Origin of the sequence: Allobosea sp. RAF48 (assembly GCF_052114025.1) — a bacterium.
Lineage (GTDB): Bacteria > Pseudomonadota > Alphaproteobacteria > Rhizobiales > Beijerinckiaceae > Allobosea.
The window spans coordinates 1-25,887 of record NZ_JBFRDZ010000005.1 but is presented as its reverse complement, the minus strand read 5'-3'; the positions used below and the strand labels follow the sequence as shown (position 1 = coordinate 25,887).

Annotated in this window: 24 protein-coding genes and 1 pseudogene; 9 read left to right on the top strand and 16 right to left on the bottom strand. The window is 65.8% G+C overall.

What is annotated here, in order from left to right; genetic code table 11:
• Positions 1-339 precede the first annotated feature (339 nt).
• On the bottom strand, positions 340-1,749 hold the full coding sequence (locus AB4Z10_RS10995) for a calcium-binding protein (protein WP_441470438.1): 1,410 nt from the start codon (positions 1,747-1,749) through the stop codon (positions 340-342).
• Positions 1,750-2,612: 863 nt separating this feature from the next.
• On the opposite strand from AB4Z10_RS10995, the gene AB4Z10_RS10990 reads away from it, so the two are divergent.
• The 4 genes from AB4Z10_RS10990 (at position 2,613) to AB4Z10_RS10975 (ending at position 7,904) form a co-directional block, all read left to right on the top strand.
• Positions 2,613-4,328 (top strand): type I secretion system permease/ATPase, encoded by a 1,716-nt coding sequence (locus AB4Z10_RS10990; RefSeq protein ID WP_441470437.1) that lies wholly within the window; start codon positions 2,613-2,615, stop codon positions 4,326-4,328.
• Positions 4,328-5,728 (top strand): HlyD family type I secretion periplasmic adaptor subunit, encoded by a 1,401-nt coding sequence (locus AB4Z10_RS10985; RefSeq protein ID WP_441470436.1) that lies wholly within the window; start codon positions 4,328-4,330, stop codon positions 5,726-5,728. The genes AB4Z10_RS10990 and AB4Z10_RS10985 overlap by 1 nt, the downstream gene beginning before the upstream one ends.
• 39 nt (positions 5,729-5,767) lie before the next feature.
• Positions 5,768-6,901, top strand: coding sequence for a helix-turn-helix transcriptional regulator (locus AB4Z10_RS10980; RefSeq protein ID WP_441470435.1), 1,134 nt, complete (start codon positions 5,768-5,770; stop codon positions 6,899-6,901).
• 82 nt (positions 6,902-6,983) lie between these two features.
• Positions 6,984-7,904, top strand: coding sequence for a M23 family metallopeptidase (locus AB4Z10_RS10975; RefSeq protein ID WP_441470434.1), 921 nt, complete (start codon positions 6,984-6,986; stop codon positions 7,902-7,904).
• Between the two features lie 111 nt (positions 7,905-8,015).
• Here the strand turns inward: AB4Z10_RS10975 and AB4Z10_RS10970 are convergent, their stop codons facing one another.
• Positions 8,016-8,513, bottom strand: a complete 498-nt coding sequence (locus AB4Z10_RS10970; protein WP_441470433.1) for a class I SAM-dependent methyltransferase — start codon at positions 8,511-8,513, stop codon at positions 8,016-8,018.
• A 162-nt stretch (positions 8,514-8,675) separates the two neighbouring features.
• Between AB4Z10_RS10970 and AB4Z10_RS10965 the strand changes: the two genes are divergently transcribed.
• Positions 8,676-9,653, top strand: coding sequence for a Bug family tripartite tricarboxylate transporter substrate binding protein (locus tag AB4Z10_RS10965; protein WP_441470432.1), 978 nt, complete (start codon positions 8,676-8,678; stop codon positions 9,651-9,653).
• Between the two features lie 72 nt (positions 9,654-9,725).
• On the top strand, positions 9,726-9,872 hold the full coding sequence (locus tag AB4Z10_RS10960; RefSeq protein WP_441470431.1) for a hypothetical protein: 147 nt from the start codon (positions 9,726-9,728) through the stop codon (positions 9,870-9,872).
• A 21-nt stretch (positions 9,873-9,893) separates the two neighbouring features.
• Here the strand turns inward: AB4Z10_RS10960 and AB4Z10_RS10955 are convergent, their stop codons facing one another.
• Positions 9,894-10,469 carry a regulatory protein RecX gene (locus tag AB4Z10_RS10955; RefSeq protein ID WP_441470430.1) on the bottom strand — a complete coding sequence of 192 codons (576 nt, stop codon included), beginning with the start codon at positions 10,467-10,469 and terminating at the stop codon, positions 9,894-9,896.
• 1 nt (position 10,470) lies between these two features.
• Positions 10,471-10,890 carry an alternative ribosome rescue aminoacyl-tRNA hydrolase ArfB gene (gene arfB, locus AB4Z10_RS10950; RefSeq protein WP_441470429.1) on the bottom strand — a complete coding sequence of 140 codons (420 nt, stop codon included), beginning with the start codon at positions 10,888-10,890 and terminating at the stop codon, positions 10,471-10,473.
• Positions 10,891-10,988: 98 nt separating this feature from the next.
• Between arfB and mazG the strand changes: the two genes are divergently transcribed.
• Complete coding sequence (gene mazG / locus AB4Z10_RS10945; protein WP_441470428.1) at positions 10,989-11,825, top strand: nucleoside triphosphate pyrophosphohydrolase; 837 nt, start codon at positions 10,989-10,991, stop codon at positions 11,823-11,825.
• 113 nt (positions 11,826-11,938) lie between these two features.
• Here mazG and hflX read toward each other — a convergent pair whose 3' ends face one another.
• The 7 genes from hflX to dusB form a co-directional block, all read right to left on the bottom strand.
• Positions 11,939-13,321 (bottom strand): GTPase HflX, encoded by a 1,383-nt coding sequence (gene hflX, locus AB4Z10_RS10940; protein ID WP_441470427.1) that lies wholly within the window; start codon positions 13,319-13,321, stop codon positions 11,939-11,941.
• Between the two features lies 1 nt (position 13,322).
• A complete protein-coding gene (hfq, locus tag AB4Z10_RS10935) occupies positions 13,323-13,571 on the bottom strand; it encodes an RNA chaperone Hfq (RefSeq protein WP_055726983.1) in 249 nt (82 codons plus the stop codon).
• A 203-nt stretch (positions 13,572-13,774) separates the two neighbouring features.
• The gene (gene ntrX, locus AB4Z10_RS10930) at positions 13,775-15,142 is read right to left on the bottom strand and encodes a nitrogen assimilation response regulator NtrX (RefSeq protein WP_441470426.1); all 1,368 of its coding nucleotides are present in this window, start codon (positions 15,140-15,142) and stop codon (positions 13,775-13,777) included.
• Entirely contained in the window at positions 15,142-17,424 is a 2,283-nt protein-coding gene (locus AB4Z10_RS10925; RefSeq protein ID WP_441470425.1) for a sensor histidine kinase NtrY-like, read from the bottom strand. Before AB4Z10_RS10925 ends, ntrX begins: the two co-directional genes overlap by 1 nt.
• A gap of 120 nt (positions 17,425-17,544) precedes the next feature.
• Positions 17,545-18,996: a nitrogen regulation protein NR(I) gene (gene ntrC, locus AB4Z10_RS10920; RefSeq protein ID WP_441470424.1), complete on the bottom strand. Its 1,452-nt coding sequence runs from the start codon at positions 18,994-18,996 to the stop codon at positions 17,545-17,547.
• Between the two features lie 8 nt (positions 18,997-19,004).
• Positions 19,005-20,144: a two-component system sensor histidine kinase NtrB gene (locus AB4Z10_RS10915; RefSeq protein WP_441470743.1), complete on the bottom strand. Its 1,140-nt coding sequence runs from the start codon at positions 20,142-20,144 to the stop codon at positions 19,005-19,007.
• A 27-nt stretch (positions 20,145-20,171) separates the two neighbouring features.
• On the bottom strand, positions 20,172-21,200 hold the full coding sequence (gene dusB / locus AB4Z10_RS10910; RefSeq protein WP_441470423.1) for a tRNA dihydrouridine synthase DusB: 1,029 nt from the start codon (positions 21,198-21,200) through the stop codon (positions 20,172-20,174).
• A 107-nt stretch (positions 21,201-21,307) separates the two neighbouring features.
• Here dusB and AB4Z10_RS10905 point away from each other — a divergent pair, with 107 nt between their 5' ends.
• Positions 21,308-22,543 carry a bifunctional 2-C-methyl-D-erythritol 4-phosphate cytidylyltransferase/2-C-methyl-D-erythritol 2,4-cyclodiphosphate synthase gene (locus AB4Z10_RS10905; protein ID WP_441470422.1) on the top strand — a complete coding sequence of 412 codons (1,236 nt, stop codon included), beginning with the start codon at positions 21,308-21,310 and terminating at the stop codon, positions 22,541-22,543.
• Positions 22,544-22,547: 4 nt separating this feature from the next.
• The gene (locus AB4Z10_RS10900) at positions 22,548-23,036 is read left to right on the top strand and encodes a CinA family protein (protein WP_441470421.1); all 489 of its coding nucleotides are present in this window, start codon (positions 22,548-22,550) and stop codon (positions 23,034-23,036) included.
• A gap of 77 nt (positions 23,037-23,113) precedes the next feature.
• On the opposite strand, the gene AB4Z10_RS10895 is transcribed toward AB4Z10_RS10900, so the two are convergent.
• From AB4Z10_RS10895 to AB4Z10_RS10875, 5 genes and pseudogenes are all read right to left on the bottom strand, one after another.
• Positions 23,114-23,590, bottom strand: coding sequence for a type II toxin-antitoxin system RatA family toxin (locus AB4Z10_RS10895; RefSeq protein WP_441470420.1), 477 nt, complete (start codon positions 23,588-23,590; stop codon positions 23,114-23,116).
• Between the two features lie 13 nt (positions 23,591-23,603).
• The gene (lipA, locus tag AB4Z10_RS10890; RefSeq protein WP_441470419.1) at positions 23,604-24,611 is read right to left on the bottom strand and encodes a lipoyl synthase; all 1,008 of its coding nucleotides are present in this window, start codon (positions 24,609-24,611) and stop codon (positions 23,604-23,606) included.
• A gap of 101 nt (positions 24,612-24,712) precedes the next feature.
• On the bottom strand, positions 24,713-24,991 hold the full coding sequence (locus AB4Z10_RS10885) for a GlsB/YeaQ/YmgE family stress response membrane protein (RefSeq protein WP_441470418.1): 279 nt from the start codon (positions 24,989-24,991) through the stop codon (positions 24,713-24,715).
• A 65-nt stretch (positions 24,992-25,056) separates the two neighbouring features.
• A complete protein-coding gene (locus AB4Z10_RS10880) occupies positions 25,057-25,443 on the bottom strand; it encodes a GlsB/YeaQ/YmgE family stress response membrane protein (RefSeq protein WP_441470417.1) in 387 nt (128 codons plus the stop codon).
• 147 nt (positions 25,444-25,590) lie between these two features.
• Positions 25,591-25,887, bottom strand: a pseudogene (locus AB4Z10_RS10875) (dihydrolipoyl dehydrogenase); the annotation flags it as partial.

Sequence of the window (25,887 nt, the reverse complement as noted above, 5' to 3'; positions counted from 1 at the left end):
TCCTTCGAGCCAAACATCCGGCCGGCTTGCAGCACGTGTTCAAGTCTGGGGACCGTGGGAAATCGCTCAAGGCAAAGGGCCTTCCCGAGGCGAGGCCGCGAGCGCGATTCGAGAGCGTCCGTTGCGACGCCGAGATGGAAGAAACCCGCAAACGACTCGGCGCTCCGTCCGGACCTGCATGGGGTCGGCAACGGCTGCCCGCGCACGGAAATCCCGGCCGTGCCGGCGTCATGATGTGGCAAACACCGCACCGTGACGCCAATGGGCTTCCGCGGGACGCGAGGCCGAGATTCGCGGCGGGTGGCGCCGCGGTTCGCCGCCACCCTTGGCAAGGCGACGTCACACGAGCGTGATGGCGTCGTATCCCAACGCGTTGTTGATGTCGTCGATCGATGTGAACGTGCCGCCGCCGGAAACGCCGTCGATCTGGATCGTGCCGAAGCCGAAATCCAGAACGACGCTCGAGCCGGAATCATCCACCGTCACCGAGACCGTCGTCGGGTCGGCAACGTCGATTTGGATGGTGTCCTCGTCCGTTGCATTGAGGTCGGTGACTTCGTCGTCGCCGAACGGAGTGTCTGCGCCATCACCGAAATGGAAGGTGTCGGTGCCGGCACCGCCCGTCAGCAGATCGTCGCCAGCATCCCCGTACAGGTTGTCGGCTCCGTTGCCGCCGTCGATCTCGTCGTTGCCGTCGCCGCCATGGAGTTCGTCGCTGCCGGCGTCACCTCTGATCTCGTCGTCCCCGGCGTCGCCCGAGAGGGTGTCGTTTCCGGCCCCTCCGGCCAGGGCGTCGTCGCCGTCGCCACCATTGCCCGTGTCGTTGCCGTCGCCGCCAGCCAGCTCGTCGTTGCCGGCGTCGCCATTCAGCGTATCCGCTCCCGCTCCGCCGCTCAGCGTGTCATCGCCGTCGCCGCCACTGAGCGTATCCAGCCCTGCCCCACCGTCCAGGGTGTCGTCGCCGTCGCCGCCGCTCAGGTTGTCGTCGCCATCACCGCCATCCATCACGTCGGCACCGGCATTGCCCTCCATGGTATCGTTGCCGGCATCGCCGCTCATCGTATCGTTGCCGGCGTTGCCATTCATGACGTCATTGCCGTCGCCGCCGTTCAGCGTGTCATTGCCGATGCCGCCGCTCATGACGTCGTCGCCGGCATCGCCATTCAGCGTGTCGTTGCCGGCGCCGCCGTCCATCGTGTCGACCCCCGCCCCTCCGTTCAGCGTGTCGGCACCTGCCGCCCCGTTCAGGACATCGTCGCCATCGCCGCCATCGATGGTGTCGTTGCCGGCGCCGCCGTTGAGGGTGTCGTTGCCGGCATCGCCGGACAGGGTGTCGTCGCCGGCGTTGCCGTTGATGACGTCGTCGCCGTCACCGCCGCCGATCGTGTCGTTTCCGGCATCGCCGGACAGGGTGTCGTTGCCGACGCCGCCGAGAATATTGTCGTCTCCGGCGCCGCCGCTGATGGTGTCGTTGCCGGCGTCGCCGGACAGGATGTCGTTGCCGGCATCGCCGTTGACGACGTCGTCGCCGTCGCCACCGCTGATCGTATCGTTGCCGGCATTGCCATCCAGCGTGTCGTCTCCGACGCCGCCGAGAATATTGTCGTCGCCGGCTCCGCCGCTGACGAAATCATTGCCGCCGTCGGCGTCGATCGTGTCATTGCCGGCGAAGCCATGGATGATGTCGTCACCGCTGGTATCGGGAGGGGGGATGATATCGTCGCCGGGTGTACCATTGATAATCGCCATGGCAGTTCTCCCTGCTGCAGATGGCCCTCGCATAGGCAAGCGACCGCCCATGCGCTGTCGTGCGCCGGGTATCGATCGTTACGGATCGAGAGATTTGCGAAGGTGGCGGAAGCTAGGGAGATACAGGGGGGCGACGCAATCCCCATTTGGAGACAAAAGCCGGCGACGCCGACGCTATTCTGTCGTCATTTCGCAAGTCTAATTGGTTTTATCTTCGAGAATCCGAGCGTTAGACGCTGCAACTTGCGCAGCGATCAAAACAAATCGCCGTCGAATGGATTCCGCGTGGCGATCGACGCAAAGGCACGGATGCCCCGGGTGTCCAGGATGCTCAGATCGCGAGACTTGCAGGCGTTCATCGCCTCAAACCGTTTCTGTCACCAAATGGGGATTATGCCGGAGGATAAGCTTCCCTAGCGTCGCTTGTCCGCTCTCGGGCCGCCTTCCGTGGCAGCAAAGCGGCGCCCGGCCGAGCCCGGTGTTTGCGGCAATCCACGACGGGGGCGTGCTGGATCAAGGGAGGCGAGATCATGGCTGCGGTGGCGTGGGCGCTGAAGAACTTCTCGATAGCAACACGACTGTGCAACAGGGGCTCGCCGCCCCCGGCCAGAGGCCGACAGCTTCAGGTGAAATCGCGATACGGCGCGATCTGAAGGCTGCCTCCCGCCTCGCTCCATTGCGCCGGAGCATGATCGCGTCCGTGAATCGGCTTGTCCGAGTCGGCGTCATCCTCCTGCCATATCGCGCAAACGCTTCTTTCAGTCCGAGGACACATGTCCGACGCGTCTGCAGGCCGCACGACTTCCGGGTTTCGCACCAGGGTCACCGCCGACACCGCCATATTGAGAGGTCGCAGGCTTCTCATGGCGATTCCGGGGTGGCGTTCATTGCTGTGGGTCGTCGTCTTCAGCGTCGCGATCAACCTGCTGCTGCTGATCCTGCCCTTCTATTCGATCCAGGTCTTCGACCGGGTGATCACGAGCGGCAATATCGAGACGCTCGTCGGGCTGACGGGCCTTGCCGTCGCGGCGCTCGGCTTCAGCGCCTGCTTCGATATCCTGCGCAACCGCCTGCTCGGTCGCTTTGCGGTCGGCTTCGAGCGATTGCTCGCGCCCCTCGTGCTCAAGGCCGCGATCGCGGACTCGGCTAAGCGCAACGAGGGCGGCACTCACGACATGGTGCGGGTGCGCGAACTCAGAAACGTCCTGTCGAGCGGCACCGCCTCGACCCTGATCGACGCGCCCTTCCTGCCGGCCTTTGTCGCCGTGCTCTTCCTGATTCACCCTTGGTACGGCACGATCGCGCTGATCGGCTCCCTGCTCCTGCTCCTCCTGGCGTTTGTGAGCGGGCGCGTGGCGCGCGCCGAGCTGGTGCAGGCTTCGGGCACCGCCCTGCGCGCGCAGCGTGCGCTGGACGGCATCGTCGCTCATGCCAATCTCGTCCGTGCGATGGGGTGGACGCACGGGGCGATCCGCGAATTCCTCCGGCTCAACGACGCCGCGCTGGTGCCCGTGGTCAAGGCGAATGAGCACGTGGCCCTGATCGCCTCCGTCGCGCGCGCGATCCGGATCGTGCTTCAGGTCGCCGCTATCGGGACCGGTGCCTGGCTCGTGCTGCAGAACGAGGTGCTCAGCGGAAGCATGATGGCAAGCTCCATCCTCATCAGCCGCACGCTGGCGCCAATGGAGCAACTCGTCGCCGGCTTGCGCACGCTGACTTCGGCGCGCGATGCCTGGGGGCATGTCAGCAGCGCCGCCGCTTCCGCCCTTGTAAGCCAGGGCCGAACGCTCCTGCCGCCTCCGCTGGGCGCGCTCGACATCAATGCCGTCACCTTTCGCAACCCGAATGCGAGGCGATCTATCCTGGCCGGCATCAGTTTCCGCTGCCTCCCGGCCAGCGTCATCGTCGTCATCGGCCCGACCGGTGCGGGCAAGTCGACACTCCTGCGGATGATTGCCGCCCTTGAGAGGCCGACGACGGGCACGATTCGTCTGGACGGCGCCTCGCTGGAGCACTGGGACCCGGATCAACTCGGACGCTACGTCGGGTACCTGCCGCAGGATGTCGAATTATTGGGTGGCACGGTCGCGGAAGCTATCGCCGGCTTCGATGAAACGGCAACCGATACGGACGTGATCAGCGCCGCCAGGCAAGCCAACGCTCATCAGATGATCCTGTCTCTCCCGAACGGCTATGAGACCGACATCGGCCGGGATGGCAACAAGCTTTCAGGCGGGCAACGCCAGCGCATCGGACTGGCGCGCGCGCTCTTCGGCAAGCGCAAGCTGATCCTGCTGGACGAGCCCAATTCCAATCTCGACCCGGATGGCGAGGAGGCGTTGTGCGCAGCGATCCGCGAGGCGAAAGCGCGGGGAGCGACGCTCGTCATCGTCACGCATCGCCCGCGGCTCTTCACTGTGGCAGACCTGATTCTGTTCTTGCGGGACGGCGCCCAGGTTGCCTTCGGGCCTCCCTGCCAGGTGCTCCCGCAGACCATGGCCGGCGCCACGCCGATGCGGCATTCACATCCTGTCCCGAGTGAGAAGGTCAGGTCCGACATTGTTGACAGGAGGCGCTGATGCCTGCCGTCGACCTTCCGTCCCTTTCGCGTGGGCTGAGCGTAGCCCAGGACGGCCGGCCCGCCGCGCTGATCCGGGCCGCAAGCACCGACCTGGAGCAGGTACCGGAGCTTCCCCGGTCAGACACCGCCTCCCTCGTCCGCTGGGGGGCCGCGCTGGTGATCCTTCTCTTCGGCATCTTCGGCATCTGGGCTGCAACCGTGCCGCTTGCGAGCGCGGTCATCGCGCCCGGCGTGGTCAAGGTATTGTCCCAGCATCGCGCGGTGCAGCACCTCGAAGGAGGGATCGTCAAGGCTATTCTTGTCCATGAAGGCGAGCAGGCCGAGCGTGGTCAGCTCCTTGCCCAGCTCGACACGACGCAGATCGAAGCCAATCTCGGCGTCCTCGAAGCGAAGCTCTTCTCCGATCTTGCGACGGTGGCCCGCCTGGAGGCGGAACAGGCTGGCGCTGCCGAGGTTTCCTTCCCCGACGAGCTGCAAACCAATACGACAAGCAGGGAGGCGCGGTCTGCAATGGCGACCCAGCTTTCCGAATTCGCCGCAAGGGCCACTTCGCTCCAAGGGGAGCGCAAGCTCATCGATCAGCAGATATTGCAGCTCGAAGAGGCGATCCGGGGACTCCAGAGCGGTTCTGGAGGCTTGGGGCGACAGCTCGCCTACCTCCAGGAGGAAATCAAGGATTCAGACTTTCTCTTGGCGAAGGGGCTGGCGCGAAGACCGAAAGTTCTCGCCCTCAAGCGAGCGGAAGCCGATGTCGAAGCCCAGATGGCGACGAACGCATCGTCGGTGGCCCAATCAAGAGGCAAGATCGCCGAGCTGGAGGATAGGCGTCGACAAACCGTCAACACCTGGCTCGAGGATGTCGCCAAGCAGAGCCACGCCGCTCGTGAACGGATCGCCGACGCGCGGCACCGAATAGAGGCGGCGCGGGACATGCTCAGTCGGAGCGAGATCCGCGCCCCTGAGGCGGGCACGGTCGTCGGCCTCAACACGCGCAGCCTGAACGCGGTCCTCAATCCGCGTGAAACCCTGCTCGACATCGTGCCGATGCAGGACCGTCTGATCGTCGAGGGCGAGGTAAAGCCGAGCGATCGGAACGAGGTAAGGGTCGGACAGCCGGCTCGCGTGCGGGTTCTCGCCTTCAACTCCAGACGCACGCCCATGCTGACCGGCGCCGTCACGATGGTTACGGCTGATGCGCTCATCGAACCGAGATCAGGCAAGTCGTTCTACAAGGCCGAGGTTGACCTCCGGCAAACGCCGGAGCTCACTCCCTATTTCGCTTCGCTTCAGCCGGGCATGCCGGTCGAGATCTTCATAGAGACCGGTCGGCGGACATTCGCGGAATACCTGCTGCAGCCGTTGATGCTGCGCATGCAGCGCGCCTTCAAGGAGAGTTGACCAACACGGCGGGGGATCAATGCGACTGAGGAGGCCTCGATGTTGCGGGACGATTCCACCACGCCGGCGCAGCCGGGCAGAGCCGCGACGCTTCTCGCTCTGGAAGCTTTCGGACGGGCGATGCTCGGACTGCTCGAATGCAAGCGATGCTTTGTCCTGACGCTTTCCCGGCCGAGCGGCTTCGCCGTCGCGGCGGTTCGTGTCGGCCTTGACGGCGATGTGCAGCCATCGGCAGATGTGATCACGCGCCTGGTGTGCAGGCCGGATTGGCAGGGCAGCGGTCTGTTCGCCGTCGATTCGACCGATGCGCTGGTCGCGGAACTGCTCGGCAAGGAGCCGGACGAGGCCGAGCACGCGCTGGCAGGGTGCCTGCCCGCCAGCGACGGGAATGATCTGGTTTTCCTGGCGGGCTGGCGGCCGCATTCTCTCTCGGCCACGGAGATGGTCTGCGTATCCCGCGCCGCAAGCGTGATCTGGGCGACGACCCAGGGCTTCACGCAGCGGCGACACGAAAACCTGAGCCTGGACACCCTCCTGCAGGAATTGGCCTTTCCGGCATTCGCCGTGGACCATCAACTGCGCGTCCTCGAAACCAACGACGCCGGCCGGCAGATGCTTCTGGCGAAGAACCCGGTTCGCCTCGATCATGGCGCCCTCGCCGGCCCGAACTCGCTCGTCAACAACCTCTTGCGCCACGCGCTGCGCGATACGATGGCATCCCGCTCAGGGCGGGGCTGGACGAACACGATCATTCCCCTGTCGACCGACCACCGCGCCTTTGCGTTCGCATGGATCGGCGCTGCCCCCACCGAGCGGCATATGGACCGGCTGCTCGTCGTCATCCCGCAGATCGACCCGGCCGCGGGGGCCAAGCGGATTGCGACGGCCTTTGGCCTGCCCTGGGCCGAGGAAAGAATCGTGATGCGCATCCTGGGTGGCGAGCCGCCATGGAAGATCGGCCAGACCCTGGAGCTGACCGAAGCGACAGTCAGGACCTATATCAAACGCATCATGCTCAAGCTCGGAATCAATCGGCAGATCGAGTTTTTCCTGCTCTATATTCTGACATTGTCGCCGTTCGCCGAAGGGTGCCGGGATCAACTGTTCCCGGACGAAATACATCTTCCCAATTCATGCATTAAGCCGGACCGGTTTCGGCACGAGGAGGCTTGATTTCATGATCGGCGGCTGTTGCCTTCGCGTAGCCAATGCCGTCGTCCTTCTCGTTTTCCCGACAGTCGTTCTTGCCGAGGAGGTGCCGGTTTTCGCCTTGCCCGTCGCCTGCGAGCTCGGACGCAGCTGCTTCATTCAAAACTACGTCGATACGGACCCCACATCCTCAGCCCGCGACTATCAATGCGGCACCCTCTCCTATGACGGCCATAACGGGACGGATTTCCGCCTGCCGAACATGGCCGCGCAGCGAGCAGGGGTCGAAGTGCTGGCTGCTGCCGCCGGCCGGGTCGTCCGCCGGCGCGACGGCATGGCCGACGTGTCCGTCCGCGGCAACGGCGCAGCGTCGGTGAAGGGGTCCGAATGCGGCAACGCCGTCGTGATCGAGCATTCCGCCGGCTGGCAGACGCAGTATTGCCACATGGCTCGCGGCAGCCTGCGCGTCGAGGTCGGCGACCGGGTCGAAGCGCGTCAGGCGATCGGACGGGTCGGCCTGTCCGGTCTGACCGAATATCCGCATCTTCATTTCATCGTCCGTCATCGCGGCGAGATCGCAGATCCTTTCGCTCACGAGGCATCGCCGAACTCATGCGGAGGAGGTCGCATGCTTTGGGACCCCGCACTGGTTCCCCTGCTCGCCTACAGGCCGCGGTGGGTCTTGAATGCGGGCTTTGCCGCCGCCTCCGTGACAATGGAGATGCTGGAGGCGGGAGACGCCGAACAGCCGCCCGGCATCACGGCCCCTGCGCTCGTCGCCTATGCCCGTGGGATCGGCCTCAAGGTCGGCGATGTCCAGGCCATGGTCGTCAGCAGTCCGTCCGGTCAGGTGCTTGCCAAGCATGAAGCCCAGCCGCTTGAGCGAAATCAGGCGCAAACCTTGATCTTTGCCGGTCTCCGGAAGCCCGCAGCCGGATGGGATAGAGGCACTTATCGCGCCAACTATACGGTGTTCCACGATAAAAATGTGGTTCTCGAACGCAGTTTCGATATCGATCTTCAATAGAGCCGGACTTACCGGCAGGTCGCATGAGCCATCGGCGGCCGTCGGGCCGAAAGCCGCGATTGCTCCGCAGATCTGCCGGCTGACGTCTTCGGCACCCCTTCCGCCGTCGACTTAGCCGGCGCCGTGGCGCCGATACGCGAAGTAGCGCTCTTCGGGTATGTCGATGGGAAGCGGCACCGCCTCGAACGCCGGATCGTCGAGCGGCCAGCCGCTGACGATCAGCGCGCCGGGGCGCGCGAGCGCCGCCACTTGTTCCGGCAGCCATGCAAAGGCCACCCGGTCGCGCGTGGGCACACCCGTCGTGACATCGACATGGATCAAACTCGCCGCGGCGCCATGCCGGGCCGCGAAGGCCGGCAGCGTCTGTTCCATCTCGCCGACGATGAGGAGGTGCTGCGGCGGCATCGATCGCGGATTGGGGCTGGGCGAGCGCTCGAATACATGGATCGCGCGACCCGGCAACCTCTCGCGCAAATGGTCGTATGTTCGGCCATTGCCGAGGCCCAGCTCCAGGATCAAGCCGTCCTTGTCCGCGACGAAATCAGCTGCCCAGTTCAGCACACTGCGCTGAGCCTCCAGGCGGCGAATGAAACTGTCGAGCCGGCTCATGGTGCCTCGCCTGCCAATGCCCAAAGTCGAGATCGCGCGACCGGTACCCCCTTGGCCCCGCGCTTGCCAAACGGATTGGCCCGATGGCCTAATCCCCAGGACAGTCCGCATCGTCGGATACGCAGCGAAGGCCAGCAAGAGCCTTGCCCAGGGAGAGAGCTGATGATCACGAAGCGATATTTCATCGCGGCGACCGCTGCCGCATCCGTTCTGGCCTTGCATGCTCCTGCATGGGCGGAAGCCTGGCCCGTACGGCCGATCACCTTCATCGTGCCTTTCCCTGCCGGCGGCGGTACCGACGCTTTTGCACGGCCGCTTGCAGCGCAACTCGACCAGCAACTGGGCCAGCGCATCATCATCGAGAATCGCGGTGGCGCTGGCGGGACGGTCGGGGCCTCCGCTGCGTCAAAGGCAAAGCCCGACGGATACAGCTTCTTCGTCGGGGCGGCGCATCACGCCATCGCGCCAGCGCTCTATCCGAAGCTCGACTACAGCATCGAGGCCGATTTCATGCCGATCGCGGTCATCGCCCAGCCGCCACAGGTCATCGTCGTCCATCCTGACAAGGTTCAGGCCAAGACCGTGGCCGAGCTGATCGACTTCGCGAAGAAGAACCCGGAAAAGCTGAACTACGCCTCGGCCGGAAACGGCACGACGCATCATCTCGCCGGCGAACTGTTCCAGCTGTCGACGGGAACAAAGCTGACCCATGTGCCCTATCGCGGCGCAGGGCCGGCCTTGCAGGATACCGTCGCCGGGCAGGTCGATATCCTGTTCGACGGGCTCGGTTCTTCGGCAGCCCAGATTCAGAGCGGCGCCTTGCGGGCGCTGGCCGTCGCCGCGCCCAGGCGTTCGGAGGCCGTGCCAGATGTTCCGACTGCCAGAGAGGCCGGGCTCGACGGCTATGAGGTCTCGACCTGGTATGCGCTCTGGGCTCCCAGGGGAACGCCGCCTGAGATCGTCGCGCGGATGCGGACGGAGGTCGAGAAAGCGCTGAAGTCGCCGGCCATCGATGCGGCCTGGAAGAAGAACGGCTCGCCGATCCCGAGCCTTAGCGGCGAAGCCTTCGGTCGCTTCGTCACGGCCGAGGTCGAGCGTTGGGGCAAGGTCGTCAAGGAGGCGCAGGTCAAGCTGGAGTGAGGCCGGCAGCTTGCTGCCACCCTTCCTTGTCACGTCGGCCTGAACGATGGGCCCGATGGAGAGGAATGGAGCATGATGAGACTGGCCGTCATTGGCTTGGCGATCGCGTTGGCCGCTTTTGCCGCGCTACTGGCGGTAGGTCTCTTTACCGATTTCGCGACCGTGCCCTGTCAGGATGGGGTGTGGGATGCGACCAAGCAACGTTGCATTCCGACCTGATTGGATGCGCTTGGCGGTCCATCAGATCGGCGTGCCGCAGTTCGCATCCTCGTCTCCTGAACCGTCGATGACGACACGGGCAACCGTGATCGCGAAGCCAGCTCGCGCCATCGCTGCGAGGTCCTTCTGACGGCTCGCGGCCCGGTCACCGCGCGACCACGGACCGAGCCTTTTGCGCCGCGCGGCTTTCCGGGCGGCGGCCAACTCCTCGTCGTCGTCGACGCTGCTGACCCGTTCCACGAGCTCGCGGGCCACACCCTTCGCGGCGAGCGTGGCGGCGACGGCGCGCGCCGAACGGCCCCTGCGACGGAGCGTTGCAGCCCTCGCTTCGGCGAAACGCTGGTCGTCTACCAGCCCGGAGGCAATACAGCGCGAGACGACATCATCGAGCGCGGCGCCGTGAAGCGCCGGGTCCTCACCATGATGGCGGCAGCTCAGAACGATCTTGCGCGCCAGCACCCGGCGCAACTGCGCGGCCGGCGCGGAATAACGTTCGAGATAGTGCATCGCCGCGCGCTGGAGATAATCCGACGTAATTCGCCGTGGTGCCCGGGCGGGGCGCGCGCCCTGCCCTCGCCCCTCGTCCTGCTCTGCCATGCTAGTCGGATCCCGGCTTCTGCCGTCCGGCCTTGACGCCCGAGCGCTTCTCCTTGGAAGCGAGCCTGCGTTCCTTCGATGCCTTGGTCGGCTTCGTCGCACGCCTGATCTGAGGGCGCACGGCGGCGGCGCGGATCAATTCAAGCAGACGCTCCACCGCCTCCTCGCGGTTGCGCTTCTGGCTGCGATGCGTCTGCGCGACGATGACGATGACGCCGTCCTGCGTCAGCTTGCTGCCGGCGAGCTTCATCAGCCGGATCGCGACATCATTCGGCAGTGATGGTGAATGGCGCGCATCAAAGCGGATCTGAACCGCGCTCGAGACCTTGTTGACGTGCTGGCCGCCCGGGCCCGACGCACGCACAAAGCTTTCCTCGATCTCGCTCTCGTCGATCGCGATGGACGGGGTGGCTTGAATCATGGGAGGAGGATTATCAAAGTTTTGCGCATTGCCTCAGCGAAAAGCCGGTTTCCCATTGTCGCGCAATGCCCTGCCCGAATCCACGGAGACATGCAGCGTTGAAGCCTTCTCGTGAGATCGACGGCCTGATCGCGATCATGGCCGCGCTGCGCACGCCGGGGACCGGCTGCCCCTGGGACCTGGAGCAGGACTTCGCGTCGATCGCTCCCTACACCGTCGAGGAGGCCTATGAGGTTGCCGATGCGATCGCGCGCGGCGACAAGCTCGACCTCAAGGATGAGCTGGGCGACCTGCTCCTGCAGGTGGTCTTTCATGCCCGTATGGCCGAGGAGGAAGGGTCCTTCGCCTTCCCCGATGTGGTGCAAGCGATCACCAGCAAGCTGATCCGCCGGCATCCGCATGTCTTCGGCGATGTGCGCGATCTCTCGCCGGCGGAGGTGAAGGTGCTCTGGCACCGGATCAAGGCGGAGGAGAAGACCGCCAAGGCGGCGGCGCGCGAAGCAGCCGGCCTGCCGCCGCTGCAGGAGGACAGAAGTGTCCTCGCCGGCGTGCCGCACACCCTGCCCGCCCTCACCCGCGCCTGGAAGCTGCAGGCCCGCGCCTCGACCGTCGGCTTCGACTGGAACAATGCCCGGCTCGTGCTCGACAAGATCCGCGAGGAGACCCAGGAAATCGACGAAGCGCTGGCCAGCGGCGACAAGGCGGCGATCCAGGAGGAGATCGGCGATCTGCTCTTCGTCGTCGCCAATCTCGCCCGCCATGTCAACGCCGACCCCGAAGGTTGCCTCAACGCTGCCAATGCGAAGTTCGAACGCCGCTTCAAGGGCATCGAGGAGCAGCTCGAAACCCAGGGGCGCAGCGCCAAGGATGTGACGCTCGACGAGCTGGAAGCCCTCTGGCAGCGTGTGAAGCAGGATGAGAAGGCAGGCGGCTAGCCGGAACAGCCGTCATTGTCGGGCTCGATCCGACCATCTCGGAAACCAGCGCCTCTCGTCATGAGTTTCTCGGGTCTGCGTTTCGCTCCGCCCGAGAACGAAGCCTGTCGGCCTTACTGCCGAACGGCCTCGGGAAAGCGAGCGGTGAAGGCTCCTTCCCGCTCCGGCGGCAACCGGACGATGAGCTTCAGCCCGCCATCCTCGGCGTCTTCACGCTCCAGGATTTCGCCGTTGGCGTGCAGCCAGGCCAGCGACTTGCCATCGCCAGGCGCGAGCTCGAGCGCGTAGACCGGGCGGCTCAAGGCGATCCGGGTCTCGATGGCGCGGGTCAGGCGATCGATTCCCTCGCCGGTCAGCGCCGAAACGAGGACCGGGCGCGTCTCGGCCGGCCGCAGCGAGGCAACGCCGAGCTGCCGCTCGCGCTCGGCGGGATCGAGCAGATCTGCCTTGTTCCAGACCTCGATGACGCGCTGGCCGTCATCCGGGTTGATGCCGAGGTCGCGCAGGATCGCCTGCACATCTGCGGCCTGCGCCTGCGTGTCCTCGTGCGAGACGTCGCGGACATGCAGCAGCACATCGGCCTCGATCGCATCCTCCAGCGTGGCGCGGAACGCGGCGATGAGCTGCGTCGGCAGGTCGGAGATGAAGCCGACGGTGTCGGAGAGCATGATTCGTGCGCCATGCGGCAGCTTGATCGCCCGAGCCGTCGGATCGAGCGTGGCGAAGAGCATGTCCTGCGCCAGCACCTCGGCCGACGTCAGCCGGTTGAACAGCGTCGATTTTCCGGCGTTGGTGTAGCCGACGAGCGCAACGATCGGATACGGCACGCGTTTCCGGCTTGCGCGGTGCAGAGAACGGGTCCGCTTCACGCTCTCCAGATCGCGCTCGATCTTGGTCATGCGCTCCTGGATGATGCGCCGGTCGGCCTCGATCTGGGTTTCGCCGGGGCCGCCGAGGAAGCCGAATCCGCCGCGCTGGCGTTCGAGGTGGGTCCAGGACCGCACCAATCGGCTCTTCTGGTAGTTGAGATGCGCAAGCTCGACCTGGAGCGCGCCCTCCTTGGTCCGCGCCCGCCGGCCGAAGATCTCGAGGATCAGGCCCGTGCGGTCGATGACCTTGCAGCCGAAGGCCTTTTCGAGGTTGCGCTGCTGAACCGGCGACAGCGCGCAGTCCATCACGACGAGGCCGATTTCCTCGATCTTGATGCGCTCGGCGAGCTCGTCAACCTTGCCCTTGCCTAGATAGGTCGCGGGGCGCAACGCTGTGAGCAGCACCTGGACCGGCTCCACGACCGTCAGGTCGATCGCGGCCGCAAGGCCTACGGCCTCGTCGAGGCGCGCTGCGAAGGAGCGCTGGTTGGCGTCGGCTGCGACGCCGCGCTTCTGCAGATAGGGCCCCACGACAAAGGCGCGCGTATTCGCCGCGATGTCGCGTTCGATCTCGTCGAGCGGCTTCACGGCCGCCCGCTCCTTGTCGCTGTCGCGGCTTGCCGCCAAGTCAGTTCTTGTCCGTGTCCTCGGGCTCGAACAGCTGCACCGGATGACCGGGCATGATGGTCGAGATCGCATGTTTGTAGACGAGCTGCGAGTGACCGTCACGGCGCAGCAGCACGCAGAAATTGTCGAACCAGGTGACGACGCCCTGCAGCTTCACGCCGTTGACCAGGAAAATAGTCAGCGGAATCTTCTGCTTGCGAACATGATTGAGGAAGGTGTCCTGAAGGTTCTGTGCCCGCTCTGCGGCCATAGGAAGTCCCTGTTGTTGGGATCGTCGATCGGTTTACGCCCGCGATCCAGTTCGTTCCGTTCAGGCCGGCGGCGCATTCCGCCAGCCTCGGAACACCGACGAGCCATTAGATCGTCGAGTTTGCTTTCAACGCAAGTGCAGCAATACCGCGTTTTTTCGCATGTGCGCTTGCGTTGCGCGCACACATGCCCGCGAATAAAGGCCTAGCCGACGCCGAGCGATTTGAGCTTCCGGTGCAATGCGGAGCGTTCCATGCCGATGAATTCGGCGGTGCGCGAGATGTTGCCCGAGAAGCGCGCGATCTGGGCGATCAGATACTCGCGTTCGAAGATCTCGCGCGCATCGCGCAGCGCCAGGCTCATCAGCCGCTCGCCGCCGGAGCCCGACGGCGTCGTCGGCACCATCGCTCCGACCTCGGCCGGCAGCATCTCGATCGTAACCTCTGCAGTCGGGTCGCCCTTGGTCAGGATCATCAGCCGCTCGACGTTGTTGCGCAGCTCGCGGACATTGCCCGGCCATTCATGCGACTGCAGAACGGCCATCGCATCGGAGCCGATCCGCCGTTTGGGCAGGCCGCTCGCCACCGAGATCTGGTCCATGAAGAACTCGATCAGCTCCGGCACGTCCTCGCGCCGCTCGGAGAGCGCGGGCACGCGGATCGGCACGACGCTGAGGCGGTGATAGAGATCCTCGCGGAAGTGCCCCTCGGCGATCAGCTGCGCAAGATCGCGGCTCGACGAGGAGATGATGCGGACGTCGACATGGACCCGTGTCGCGCCGCCGACGCGCTGGAAATTCTGGTCGACCAGCACGCGCAGGATGCGGTTCTGCGTCTCGCGCGGCATGTCGCCGATCTCGTCGATATAGAGCGAGCCGCCATGCGCCTCCTCAAGCGCGCCGATCCGGCGCGAGCGACCGTCGCCGTTTTCGACGCCGAAGAGCTCCTCCTCCATCGTCTCTGGCGTGATCGTCGCAGCATTGATGACGACGAAGGGGCTGTGCGAGCGCGTCGACGCCTCGTGGAGCGTTCGCGCCGCCAGTTCCTTGCCGCAGCCCGGCTCGCCCGTGATGAGGACGCGCGCATTGGTCGGCGCGACCCGCTCGATGGTCTGGCGGAGCTGGTTGACGACGGTCGTGCGGCCGACGATGCGGTTGGCCTGGACCGAGCGGGTCTTGAGCTCCCGCACCTCGCGGCGCAGCCGCGACGCTTCCAGCGCCCGTTCCGCGACAAGGACGAGCCTGTCCGCCTTGAACGGCTTCTCGATGAAGTCGTAGGCCCCGCTTTTGATCGCGGAAACGGCCGTCTCGATATTGCCGTGGCCGGAGATCATCACCACGGCAAGATCCGGGTGGCTCTCCTTGATCAGCTCGAGCACCTGCAGGCCGTCGAGGCGGCTGCCCTGAAGCCAGATGTCGAGGAAGACGAGGTTCGGCCGCCGCGCCGCGATCGCGGCCAGCGCCTCGTCGGCCGAGCCCGCCTTGCGGGTCCGGTAGCCTTCGTCCTCGAGAAGGCCGGCGACCAGATCGCGGATATCGACTTCGTCGTCCACCACCAGGATGTCAGCGCTCATCAACCTATCCCATTCTGCGAAACGTGATTGACCGGGCCGGTGCCCGGTTGGGCGGCATCATCGCCGCCATCGGCCTCGGACGGGCCGGCTTCGGGGAACCAGAGGCGGATACGGGCGCCCCTCGCCCCGCTGGAGGCGTCCGGGCGGTCGAGCAGTTCGATGCCGCCGCCATGGTCCTCCAGTATCTTGCCGACGATGGCGAGGCCGAGACCGGTCCCGCCTTCGCGCGTCGTCATATAGGGCTCCAGCAGCTTTTGGCGCTGGTCGGCCGGCAGCCCCTTGCCGTTGTCGATGATCTCGATGACGACGCGCCCGTCGTCACGCCGTTCCACGCGGACATCGATGCGACCCCGGCCGCGCTCGTCGGCCGGGACCGCCTCAATCGCTTCCGTCGCGTTCTTGATGACATTGGTGAGGGCCTGGGAAATCAGGCGGCGGTCGAAACGGGCCAAGACGGCTTCCGCCGGCAGGCTCTCCTCCATCGTCGTCTCCGGATTGCCGACCCGCCAGAGGAAGACGATCTGACGAACCGTCTCGACGATGTCCTCGCGCGCCAGCGACGGCTTCGGCATGCGGGCGAAGGAGGAGAACTCGTCGACCATGCGCCGGATATCCTCGACCTGCCGCACGATCGTGTCGGTGCATTGGTCGAAGACATCCTTGCCTTCGATGATGACGCGGCCGAAACGGCGCTTGATCCGCTCGGCCGAAAGCTGGATCGGCGTCAGCGGATTCTTGATCTCATGCGCGATGCGTCGCGCGACGTCCGCCCAGGCGGCCGTGCGCTGGGCGGAGACGAGGTCGGTGATGTCGTCGAGCGTCACCACGAGACCGGCGCTGAGCCCCTCGCCTTCGCGTACGGCGCGGATGTTGACCATTCGCTCCTGTCCGGCGCGCGTCAGCGTCGCCTGCCCCGAAATCTGCCGCTGCCTGCCCTGCAGGGCCTCGGCGACAAGGGCCGCGACCTCGGGGGCGATCTCGGCGATCGGCTTGCCCAGCAGGCGACCACCCGTACCGAGGAGCGCTTCGGCCGAGCGATTGATCGTCGTGATATGGCCATCGCCGTCGAGGCTCAGCACGCCGGAAGAGACGCCGGAGAGCACGGTCTCGGTGAAGCGCCGGCGCCTGTCGATGACCTCGCTCGCCGTCACCAGGCTGTCGCGCTGGCGGCGCAGCTCCGCCGTCATCTTGTTGAAGGTCTCACCGAGATGGGCAAGATCGCCCTCCGATCTTCGGATCGGCACCTGGACGTAGAAATTGCCGCTGGAGACCTGGTCGGTCGCGTGAATCATCCGCCTGATCGGAGCGACGAGCCCGTTGGCGAAGCTGAGGCCAAGCCAGATTGCCGAGAGCAGCAGGATCAGCGCGATCAGCCCGTACATCGAAGCGAAGGCGACCTGGACCCCTTTGCGGCGGGCGTCGATCGAGAGGTATTCGACAGCCGCGCCGCGAGCGACCGCCGGGAACTCGACCGCCAGCGGATCGACCTCCCGCGCGATATGCAGGAAGCTGTTGTCATAGGCGGGCAATTTCATCACCGCGCCAAAGACCCTGCCGGTGCGCGGAATGACGCAGATCGGCTCGGGCGCCGACTGGGCGTCGTCGAAAGCGGCCTGATCGGGCTTGGGGGCGTCCTTGAGCACGTCGATGTTGGCGCGCACCAGGACCTTGTCCGGCGGTTGCATGATCGCAGCGACCGGGACGCCGAGCGCCGTTGCGCGCGAGGTCAGAAAATTCTCGAACCATTTGCGGTCGGCGTCATAGGCGGGCTTGGCGCGCGTCAAATCATCGGCGAGCACACGGATTTCGCGGCCCAGCGAGCGGCATTGGCTGGCGGCATAGGCATCCGCGACCTCGACCGACTTGAAGATCGCATCCCGCATCCGGTCCGAGAACCAGGGCTCCAGGCCACGTTCGATGGTGACGGTTGCGATGATCGCGACGAGCACGGCCGGCAAGGCTGCCACGATGCTGAAAAGGCCGACGATCCGCACATGCAGCCCGGCGGCTGCGGCGCCCGCCTTGCGGGCCCGGATCAGCACGGCTGCCTCGATCGCGACGACGACCAGGAGGGCCAGAATCAGAAGTCCGTTGAGGACGAAGACGCCGATCACGACCTCATGCACCGGGGCGATCGGCGTCGCGCCCGACAGGACGAGGAAGGTGAGCAGCGCCGAGACCAGCGCCAGGAAGACGATGATCCCGCCGATCCAGCCGGAAACGCGGCGGGATTTCTCCTCGCCGCGCGGCATCATTCTGGCTTCAGTTGCGGAAGCGGACACGTGTTCTGACAACTCCGATGCGGCGCCGCCGAAGCATGGCGGCACCTACGGGCGCGACTGATGCGCCGCCGCAACGGTGTTGTCAAAATATGACATGGACAAGGCGGGCGTTCCGGCCGCTCACCGCGGCGAGCGGACAACCTGCATATCGAGCTCGCGGATCTTCTTGCGCAGGGTGTTGCGGTTGAGGCCGAGCAGCTCGGCAGCCCGGATCTGGTTGCCGCGCGTCGCGGCCAGCGCCGCGGCAATCAGCGGCGGCTCGATCTCGCGCAGGATGCGGTGATAGAGGCCCGGCGGGGGGATGTTCTCGCCGAAACCGCCGAAATACTGGCTGAGATGGCGTTCGACAGAGCCGGACAGGGTCTCGGCGCGTTCCGGGGCGGCCGGGCTGCTCGAATATCCCGCCCCGGCCGCTGCCGGCTGCAGTTCGGCCTCGACGATCGGGGCGGTGATCGTCTCCTGTGGATAAAGCGCAGCCAGGCGGCGGACCAGATTCTCCAGCTCGCGGACGTTGCCGGGCCAGCGGTAGCGACGCATCACGTCCATCGCTTCCGAATCGACCTGCTTGCGCGGCAGTCCCTCCTTCTCGACCAGCGAGAAGAAATGGCGGACGAGATCCGGGATGTCCTCGACGCGTTCGCGCAGAGGCGGCAGCCGGATCGGCACGACGTTCAGCCGGAAGAACAGGTCCTCGCGGAACAGCCCCTGCGCGATCGAGATCCGCAGATCCTTGTTGGTCGCCGCGATGATGCGGACATTGGTCTTGATCGGCGTGCGCCCGCCGACGGTCGTGTACTCGCCTTGCTGGAGCACGCGCAGGAGGCGGGTCTGTGCCTCCATCGGCATGTCGCCGATCTCGTCAAGGAAGAGCGTGCCGCCTTCCGCCTGCTCGAAGCGGCCGGAGGAGCGCGTCAGCGCCCCGGTGAAGGCGCCCTTCTCGTGACCGAACAATTCGGATTCGATCAGGTCCTTCGGGATCGCCGCCATATTGATCGCGACGAAAGGACCGTTCTTGCGCTTGCCGTAGTCGTGCAGCGCCCGCGCCACCAGCTCCTTGCCGGTGCCCGACTCGCCGTTGATCATCACGGTCAGGTCGATCGGCATCAGGCGGGCGAGCGCGCGGTAGACGTCCTGCATCGCGGGCGAGCGGCCGATCAGCGGGATGTCCTCGGGCTCGGCGGCGTGGCTGCGTGCGGTCTCGCCGCGGGGCCGCGACATGGCGCGGCCGACGATGGCGACGAGTTCCTTCAGGTCGAAGGGCTTCGGCAGATATTCATAGGCGCCGCGCTCGGACGCCTTGATTGCCGTCATGAAGGTGTTCTGCGCGCTCATCACGATGATCGGCAGTTCGGGCCGCACGCGCTTGATGCGCGGCAGCAGGTCGAAGGCGTTCCCGTCCGGCATCACGACGTCGGTGATGATCAGATCGCCGAGGCCCTGAGCGGCCCAGGTCCACAATGTCGCGGCCTGGCCGGTGGTGCGGACTTCATAGCCGGCCCTGGCGAGCGCCTGATTGAGGACGGTGCGGATCGCGGCGTCGTCGTCGGCAACGAGGATATGACCGGTCGGCATGTGTTCGATTAGGCCTTGCGTTGACTGCCCTGACCAAGCTGGTGCAGCGGCAGAAGGATCCTGAATTGCGTGCGGCGGGGGACGGACTCGCATTCGACGATTCCGCCATGGTCGCCGATCACCTTGGCGACGAGTGCAAGTCCAAGGCCACTTCCCTGTGCCTTGGTGGTGACGAAGGGATCGAACAGGTGCTGGACGAGGTCGTGCGGCACGCCCGGGCCGTTGTCGCGGATGACGATTTCGAGCGGCAGCGCGATCCTTTCGGACGATCCGGGAACCTGCATGCGGATGCCCGGGCGATAGGCCGTCGACAGCGTGACCTCGCCGTCGATCGCATGTCCGCCAATGGCTTCGGCGGCGTTCTTGACCAGATTCAGCAGGACCTGGACGAGCTGATCGCGATTGCCGGACACAGGCGGCAGGGAGGGATCGTAGACTTCGGAGAAGCGAATGTGGCGGGCGAAACCCGACTGCGCCAGGCGCTTCACATGATCGAGCACGTCATGGACATTGACCGGGTCGCGTTCGCTCGGCCGCTCGTCGCCGAAGAGCTCGACACGCTCGACCAGCTTCACGATGCGATCGGTCTCGTCGCAGATGAGCTGGGTCAGCATTCGATCCGCATCCGAGATCGAGCCTTCGAGCAATTGCGCCGCTCCGCGGATGCCCGAAAGCGGGTTCTTGATCTCATGGGCGAGCATGGCGCCGAGTGCGGTGATTGAACGAGCTGCCCCTCTATGCGTCAATTGCCTGTCCATTTTTTCAGCAATTGTCCGTTCTTGCAGCATCAGGACGACGGCGTCGCCCTGGCTGGGCAACGGAGAGGCAAAAACATCGACGGTACGATCACTGCCGAGGCGCGGCGAGCCAAAGTCGAGACGGTATTCGCTGACGCTCGCGCCACGGCGCTGCACCTCCTCGATCAATCCCAGGATCGGCGAGCCGAAGGCGACGAGATCGTCGATGCGCTGGCGCTTGAGCACGGCGGCGCTCGACTGGAAAAAATCCTCAGCCGCTGTGTTCGCGTAGATGACCACGTGCCCTTCGCCGATGACCAGGACCGGCATCGGCAGGACATTCAACGTCTGAACCTCGATAGCGTCGAGCAAATAGGTCCGCCCGCTCGCGAGCCCCTTGTCGGCAAACATCGCCGTCATCGGCCCTTCCTTTCCGTCTCATGCCGCTTCGCGGCTTCGTTCCGTCGAAAACAGCCCCGCAAGCGCCGCGAGGACCTGGCGAGGATCTTCCGAAGTGAGCAGCGTCCGCCGCAGCTCGGGATTCGGCTCACAGCCCTCCGCCACGGCCTCGTCGGCATAGGCGGCGAGGTGCTTGCGGGCGTGGCGCACGCCATGCGCCGTTCCCATCAAGGTCAGCAGCCCTTCATAGTGTTCCTGCGCGACGCCGAGCTTGTCGGCCAAGGTCAGGGGCGCCAGCTTGCGGCCGTCGAGTGCGGCCCCGATCTCGCCGACCAGCCAGGGGCGCCCGAGTGCCGCCCGTCCAACCATGACGAAGTCGGCTCCCGACTCGGCGAGACAGGCTTCGGCATCGGCGACATCGTGAATGTCGCCGTTCGCCACCAGCGGAAAATCACCGGCCGCCCGCACGGCGGCGATGGCGCGCCAGTCGGCCTTGCCCTTGTAGAATTGCTGGCGGGTGCGGCCGTGGACGGTGATCATCCGCGCCCCTGCGGCGACGGCGCGGCGCGCGAGCTCGGGGGCGTTGCGGGAGGCGTCGTCCCAGCCCAGCCGCATCTTGACCGTCACGGGCACCGTGGTGGCGGCGACAGCCGCCTCGACCAGCGCCACGGCGTGATCGAGATCCCGCATCAGCGCAGAGCCTGCCCAGCCACCGGTCACCTTCTTTGCCGGGCAGCCCATATTGATGTCGACGATCGCCGCACCGTTGGCCTCGGCCAGCCTTGCAGCCTCGCCCATCCAATAAGGGTCGCATCCGGCGAGCTGGACGACATGGGGCGAGACACCCTCGCCCTCGGCGCGGATGCGCGCTTCCTCGCTGCCTCGGACAAATTCGTCCGATGCCACCATTTCCGAAACGACGATCCCGGCATGGCGGCGTGCTGCCAGCCGGCGCATGACGATATCGGTCACGCCGGACATCGGCGCCAGAAAGGCGCGGGATTCGATTGATATTCCTGCGATGTTCAAACGGCCCAGCCTGCTTTTGAGGCAACTTTCAGCATGCATATTTATTGGACAATGCTGCAGGAGCGCAAGGGTGTACAGATTTATGTTGCACTGCAGCGACAACAGACCCCCTGCCCTGTGCGGACGGAATTGGCTATGGCTGCCGCATGAACAGCCATCCTGCAGAATCCATCCCCGCTTCCGGCCGCGCCGATAGCCGCATTCCGGTGGCGGCCCTGCTCGTCGCTGCCGGGCGCGGGCTGCGCGCGGGCACAGGCGAGCCGAAGCAGTATCGGCTCGTCGACGGTGTTCCGGTCCTCGCGCGCGCGCTCACCCCGTTTCTGGCCGAACGCGCGATCGGCCGCGTGGTGGTCGTCATCGGTGAGGACGACGAAATCCGCTACGCCAATGCTGTCGCCGGGGTCGACGACGACCGGCTTGCGGCTCCGACGCTGGGCGGTGCGACCCGGCAGGATTCGGTGCGACGCGGATTGCTCGCGCTTGCACGCGAGGGTTTCGACGGTATCGTTTTGGTCCACGACGCCGCCCGCCCCTTCGTCTCGCAGGCGCTGATCGGCGCGGCGATCCGCGCGCTCGGCGAAACCGGTTTGGCGGCCATCCCCGCGCTGCCGGTCACGGACACGGTCAAGCGCATCGACGCCGGCGGCCATGTCGCAGAGACCCCGTCGCGCGACCAGCTCGTCACCGTCCAGACTCCGCAGGCTTTCCGCTTCAGGCCCCTCCTGGCGGCGCATGAGGCAGCCGAAACGGCTTCGCTGCACGGCTTCACCGATGATGCGGCCTTGATGGAGTGGGCCGGCCACCTGGTCGCGACCTTCAAGGGCGAACTCGCCAACATCAAGCTGACCCATGCCGCGGATTTCCGCCGCACGGATGCGCGCCCCGGCCAGACGCTCGTGACGCGGGTCGGCACCGGCTATGACGTCCACGCCTTCGGTCCGGGCGACCATGTCTGGCTCGGTGGCGTCGGGATCGCCCATGACCACGGCGTCGTCGCCCATTCGGATGGCGACGTGGCGCTCCATGCCCTGACGGATGCCCTGCTCGGTGCGCTGGCCGATGGCGATATCGGCACGCATTTCCCGCCGAGCGACCCGCAATGGCGCGGTGCTGCCTCAGCGCAGTTCCTGGCTTTTGCCGCCGAACGGGTGCGCCTGCGCGGCGGGCGCATCGACCATCTCGATCTGACGATCGTCTGCGAGGCACCGAAGGTAGGGCCGCATCGCGAGGCCATCCGCGCTGCGATTGCAGCGGCCGCCGGCATTCCGGTCGAGAAGGTCGCAATCAAGGCGACGACCTCCGAGCGCATGGGCTTCACGGGCCGGCGCGAGGGCCTCGTCGCACTGGGAACGGCGACGATCCGGTTGCCCGAAGCGGAGTAGCGCGATGTTCGATGCCGAAGTCACGACGCTGTCCGAGACCGTATTGGCAATGTGCCGTGAAGCCGGTCTCAGGGTCGCCACCGTCGAATCCTGCACAGGCGGCCTCGTCGCGGGAGCGCTTACGGCGATTGCCGGCTCCTCCGATGTCGTGAACGGCGGTCTGGTGACTTATTCGAACGCAGCCAAGACGGCACTCGCCGATGTGGCGGCTGAACTGCTCGAAGCGCATGGTGCCGTCAGCGAGCCGGTGGCGCGCGCCATGGCCGAAGGCGGCCGCGCCCGGTTGTCCGCCGATCTGGCCGTCGCGATCACCGGGGTCGCAGGTCCGGGCGGAGGAACGGAGCGCAAGCCGGTCGGCCTCGTGCATTTTGCCTGTGCGACGTCCGCCGGGACCGTGCACCGCGAAATGCGCTTCGGGAATTTGTCGCGCGACGAGATCCGGCGGCTCTCCGTGATCGTCGCGCTCGAGCTGCTGCGGGACGCTGCGCGCTGAACTGCCTCAGCGGGGAAGGCGGTGCCAGATCGCCGGGAGGCATCAACCGCTGGCCGAGCGTCGGCTGCGCGTCGAGATCAGGTACCCGTCACTGCCTTTGACGCGGCTCCGCCATAGACCAGATCGGCCCGGCGCGCGAAGGCCTCCGAAAACTTGTGGAAGGCCTTGTCGAACATCGCGCCCATCAGCATGCCGAGCATGCGGCTGGCGAACTCGTAGGTGATGAAGAAGCCGACCTCGCAGCCCGTCTCGAGCGGCTTGAAGGTCCAGCGGTTCTCCAGATGGCGAAACGGACCGTCGACATACTCGACGAGGATCTTGAGGTTCGCCGGATCGAGCGTGACGCGGCTGGTGAAGGTCTCGTGGATGGCCTTGTAGCCGACGGTCATGTCGGCCAGTAGCACCTCGCCGCCGCCTTCGCGCGACGTGCGCCGACGCACCGCCAGCCCCTCGCAGAGCGGCAGGAACAGCGGGTACTTCTCGACATCCGCCACAAGCGCAAACATCTGCTCGGGCGAATGCTTCACCCGGCGGGTGCTGTTGAACATCGGCATGGCAGCGCTGCCGTTACTGGCCCAGCCGCGCCGCCCGGTTCGCGCGCAGCCGCGCGAAATCCTCGCCGGCATGGTGCGAGGAGCGGGTCAGCGGCGTCGAGGACACCATCAGGAAGCCCTTGGCATAGGCGATGGTCTCGAAGCTCTTGAACTCGTCGGGCGTGACGAAACGGATCACGGCGTGGTGCTTGCGCGAGGGCGCGAGATACTGGCCGATGGTCATGAAATCGACCTCGGCCGAGCGCAGGTCGTCCATCAACTGCAGCACCTCGTTCCGCTCCTCGCCAAGGCCGACCATGATGCCGGACTTGGTGAAGATCGTCGGATCGAGCTCCTTCACCCGCTGCAGCAGCCTGAGCGAATGGAAATAGCGCGCACCCGGCCGCACCTTGAGGTACTTGCCCGGAACGGTTTCGAGGTTGTGGTTGAAGACGTCGGGCCTGGCCGCCACGACGACCTCGAGCGCGCCGGGCTTGCGCAGGAAGTCGGGCGTCAGGATCTCGATCGTGGTGCCGGGCGAGGCCTTGCGGATCGCGTGGATGACCTCGGCGAAATGCTGGGCGCCGCCGTCCTTGAGGTCGTCGCGGTCGACCGAGGTGATGACGACATGTTCGAGCCCGAGCTTGGCGACGGCTTCCGCGACCTTCCGTGGCTCCTCGAGGTCGAGAGCCTGCGGCACGCCGGTCTTCACGTTGCAGAAGGCGCAGGCCCGCGTGCAGGTGTCGCCCATGATCATGAAGGTGGCGTGCTTCTTTTCCCAGCACTCGCCGATATTCGGGCAGCCGGCCTCCTCGCAGACCGTGACCAGCTTCTCGGCTTTCACGATCGCCTTGGTCTCGGCCCATTTGGGCGAGCCCGGCGCCTTGACGCGGATCCAGTCCGGCTTGCGCAGGACGGGGTTTTCCGGGCGCTTCTGCTTCTCCGGATGGCGCACCTCGCCCGCAACTGGGGCCGGCTGCGCCTTCGGATTGCCGGCGTTGGGCCGCGGATCGCGGTTCAGCAGGTCGAGAACAAGCGCCATGTCGGGGTCCGGGCTTCAAAAGCAGGAGCCGGCACTGCCGGCTCCTCCCTAGCTAATCCCCAAAGCTCGCTCCCGCAACTGCCGGGCCGCACTGGACGGCCTCAACTGCGGCTGCGGGCCGCATTCCAGATCGCGATGATGATGACCGCGCCGGCAATGGCTGCGATCAGCGTGCGCCAGAAGCCGAAGACCGGAATCTGCAGGAGTTCTGCCACCCTCGTTCCCACGAAGGATCCGGCGACGCCGACCAGCATGTTGGTGAAGAGGCCGTGATCGGACGAGGTCAGGCGCTCGGCGATCCAGCCGGCGAGCACGCCGATCAGCAGCGTCATGAAGAAACCGTAGCCCGGCTGGGCCATGGTGGCGGCAAAGCTTTCCATCGAAGAAGTCCCCCTAGCCATGCGCGAATGCGCCGGATAACGATGACGGCGGCCGGCGGTTCCGGTCAGGCAATGAAGCGCGCCAGCAGGATGACGAGGATCGCGCCCAGCACAGCCATGCCGGCATCGTCGAGAAAGCCGTAGCCGGTATTCAGCCGCCAGCCGGTCAGCCGCACGATGCCCTGCCCGACCAGCATGCCGAGCACGCCGACGACGGCATGACGGATCAACCCGCCACCACCAACCACGAGGCTGGCGACGAAGCCCGTGACGGTTCCGAACGCCACGGTCGGCAACACGACGCTCCAGTCGAGCGGCAGCGTCCGGCGCGGCGGCAGAACCTCAACCTCTTCGTCGCGAACGACGCGGTCGGGTTTGGGCGGTTTGCGGGTGCGAGGCGGCATGGCGCCAATATGGAGCGCAGGCAGGCCGGCGCCAAGTCGAAGCGTCATTCTCGGGCGGCGCAAAGCGACGACCCGAGAATCTCTTGCAGGATGAGGCTCAGGCGTACTCTTGTCACGAGATGCTCGGGTCAAGCCCGAGCATGACGCGCGAGTACCCCAACGACCGCCGCGAGCCCAGCGCCCGAAGGTGAACCCTCAGGCGTTCAGCACCTTGCCGTAGGCGTCGAGCACGCTCTCCTTCATCACCTCCGACAGGGTCGGATGCGGGAAGATGGTGTGCATCAGCTCTTCCTCGGTCGTCTCGAGGTTCATCGCGACGACGAAGCCCTGGATCAGCTCGGTCACTTCCGGGCCGACCAGATGGGCGCCGAGCAGCTTGCCGGTCTTGGCGTCGAAGATCGTCTTGGCGAGGCCGCTGTCCTCGCCGAGCGCGACCGCCTTGCCGTTGGCGACGAAGTTGAAGCGGCCGACCTTGATCTCATGGCCGGCGGC

Coding starts and splice junctions, on each gene's coding strand:
- AB4Z10_RS10995 (WP_441470438.1), bottom strand. CDS start 1,749: ATGGCGATTATCAATGGTACACCCGGCGACGATATCATCCCCCCTCCC.
- AB4Z10_RS10990 (WP_441470437.1), top strand. CDS start 2,613: ATGGCGATTCCGGGGTGGCGTTCATTGCTGTGGGTCGTCGTCTTCAGC.
- AB4Z10_RS10985 (WP_441470436.1), top strand. CDS start 4,328: ATGCCTGCCGTCGACCTTCCGTCCCTTTCGCGTGGGCTGAGCGTAGCC.
- AB4Z10_RS10980 (WP_441470435.1), top strand. CDS start 5,768: ATGTTGCGGGACGATTCCACCACGCCGGCGCAGCCGGGCAGAGCCGCG.
- AB4Z10_RS10970 (WP_441470433.1), bottom strand. CDS start 8,513: ATGAGCCGGCTCGACAGTTTCATTCGCCGCCTGGAGGCTCAGCGCAGT.
- AB4Z10_RS10965 (WP_441470432.1), top strand. CDS start 8,676: ATGATCACGAAGCGATATTTCATCGCGGCGACCGCTGCCGCATCCGTT.
- AB4Z10_RS10960 (WP_441470431.1), top strand. CDS start 9,726: ATGATGAGACTGGCCGTCATTGGCTTGGCGATCGCGTTGGCCGCTTTT.
- AB4Z10_RS10955 (WP_441470430.1), bottom strand. CDS start 10,469: ATGGCAGAGCAGGACGAGGGGCGAGGGCAGGGCGCGCGCCCCGCCCGG.
- arfB (WP_441470429.1), bottom strand. CDS start 10,890: ATGATTCAAGCCACCCCGTCCATCGCGATCGACGAGAGCGAGATCGAG.
- hfq (WP_055726983.1), bottom strand. CDS start 13,571: ATGGCCGCAGAGCGGGCACAGAACCTTCAGGACACCTTCCTCAATCAT.
- ntrX (WP_441470426.1), bottom strand. CDS start 15,142: ATGAGCGCTGACATCCTGGTGGTGGACGACGAAGTCGATATCCGCGAT.
- ntrC (WP_441470424.1), bottom strand. CDS start 18,996: ATGCCGACCGGTCATATCCTCGTTGCCGACGACGACGCCGCGATCCGC.
- AB4Z10_RS10915 (WP_441470743.1), bottom strand. CDS start 20,144: ATGTTTGCCGACAAGGGGCTCGCGAGCGGGCGGACCTATTTGCTCGAC.
- dusB (WP_441470423.1), bottom strand. CDS start 21,200: ATGCATGCTGAAAGTTGCCTCAAAAGCAGGCTGGGCCGTTTGAACATC.
- AB4Z10_RS10905 (WP_441470422.1), top strand. CDS start 21,308: ATGAACAGCCATCCTGCAGAATCCATCCCCGCTTCCGGCCGCGCCGAT.
- AB4Z10_RS10900 (WP_441470421.1), top strand. CDS start 22,548: ATGTTCGATGCCGAAGTCACGACGCTGTCCGAGACCGTATTGGCAATG.
- AB4Z10_RS10895 (WP_441470420.1), bottom strand. CDS start 23,590: ATGCCGATGTTCAACAGCACCCGCCGGGTGAAGCATTCGCCCGAGCAG.
- lipA (WP_441470419.1), bottom strand. CDS start 24,611: ATGGCGCTTGTTCTCGACCTGCTGAACCGCGATCCGCGGCCCAACGCC.
- AB4Z10_RS10885 (WP_441470418.1), bottom strand. CDS start 24,991: ATGGAAAGCTTTGCCGCCACCATGGCCCAGCCGGGCTACGGTTTCTTC.
- AB4Z10_RS10880 (WP_441470417.1), bottom strand. CDS start 25,443: ATGACGCTTCGACTTGGCGCCGGCCTGCCTGCGCTCCATATTGGCGCC.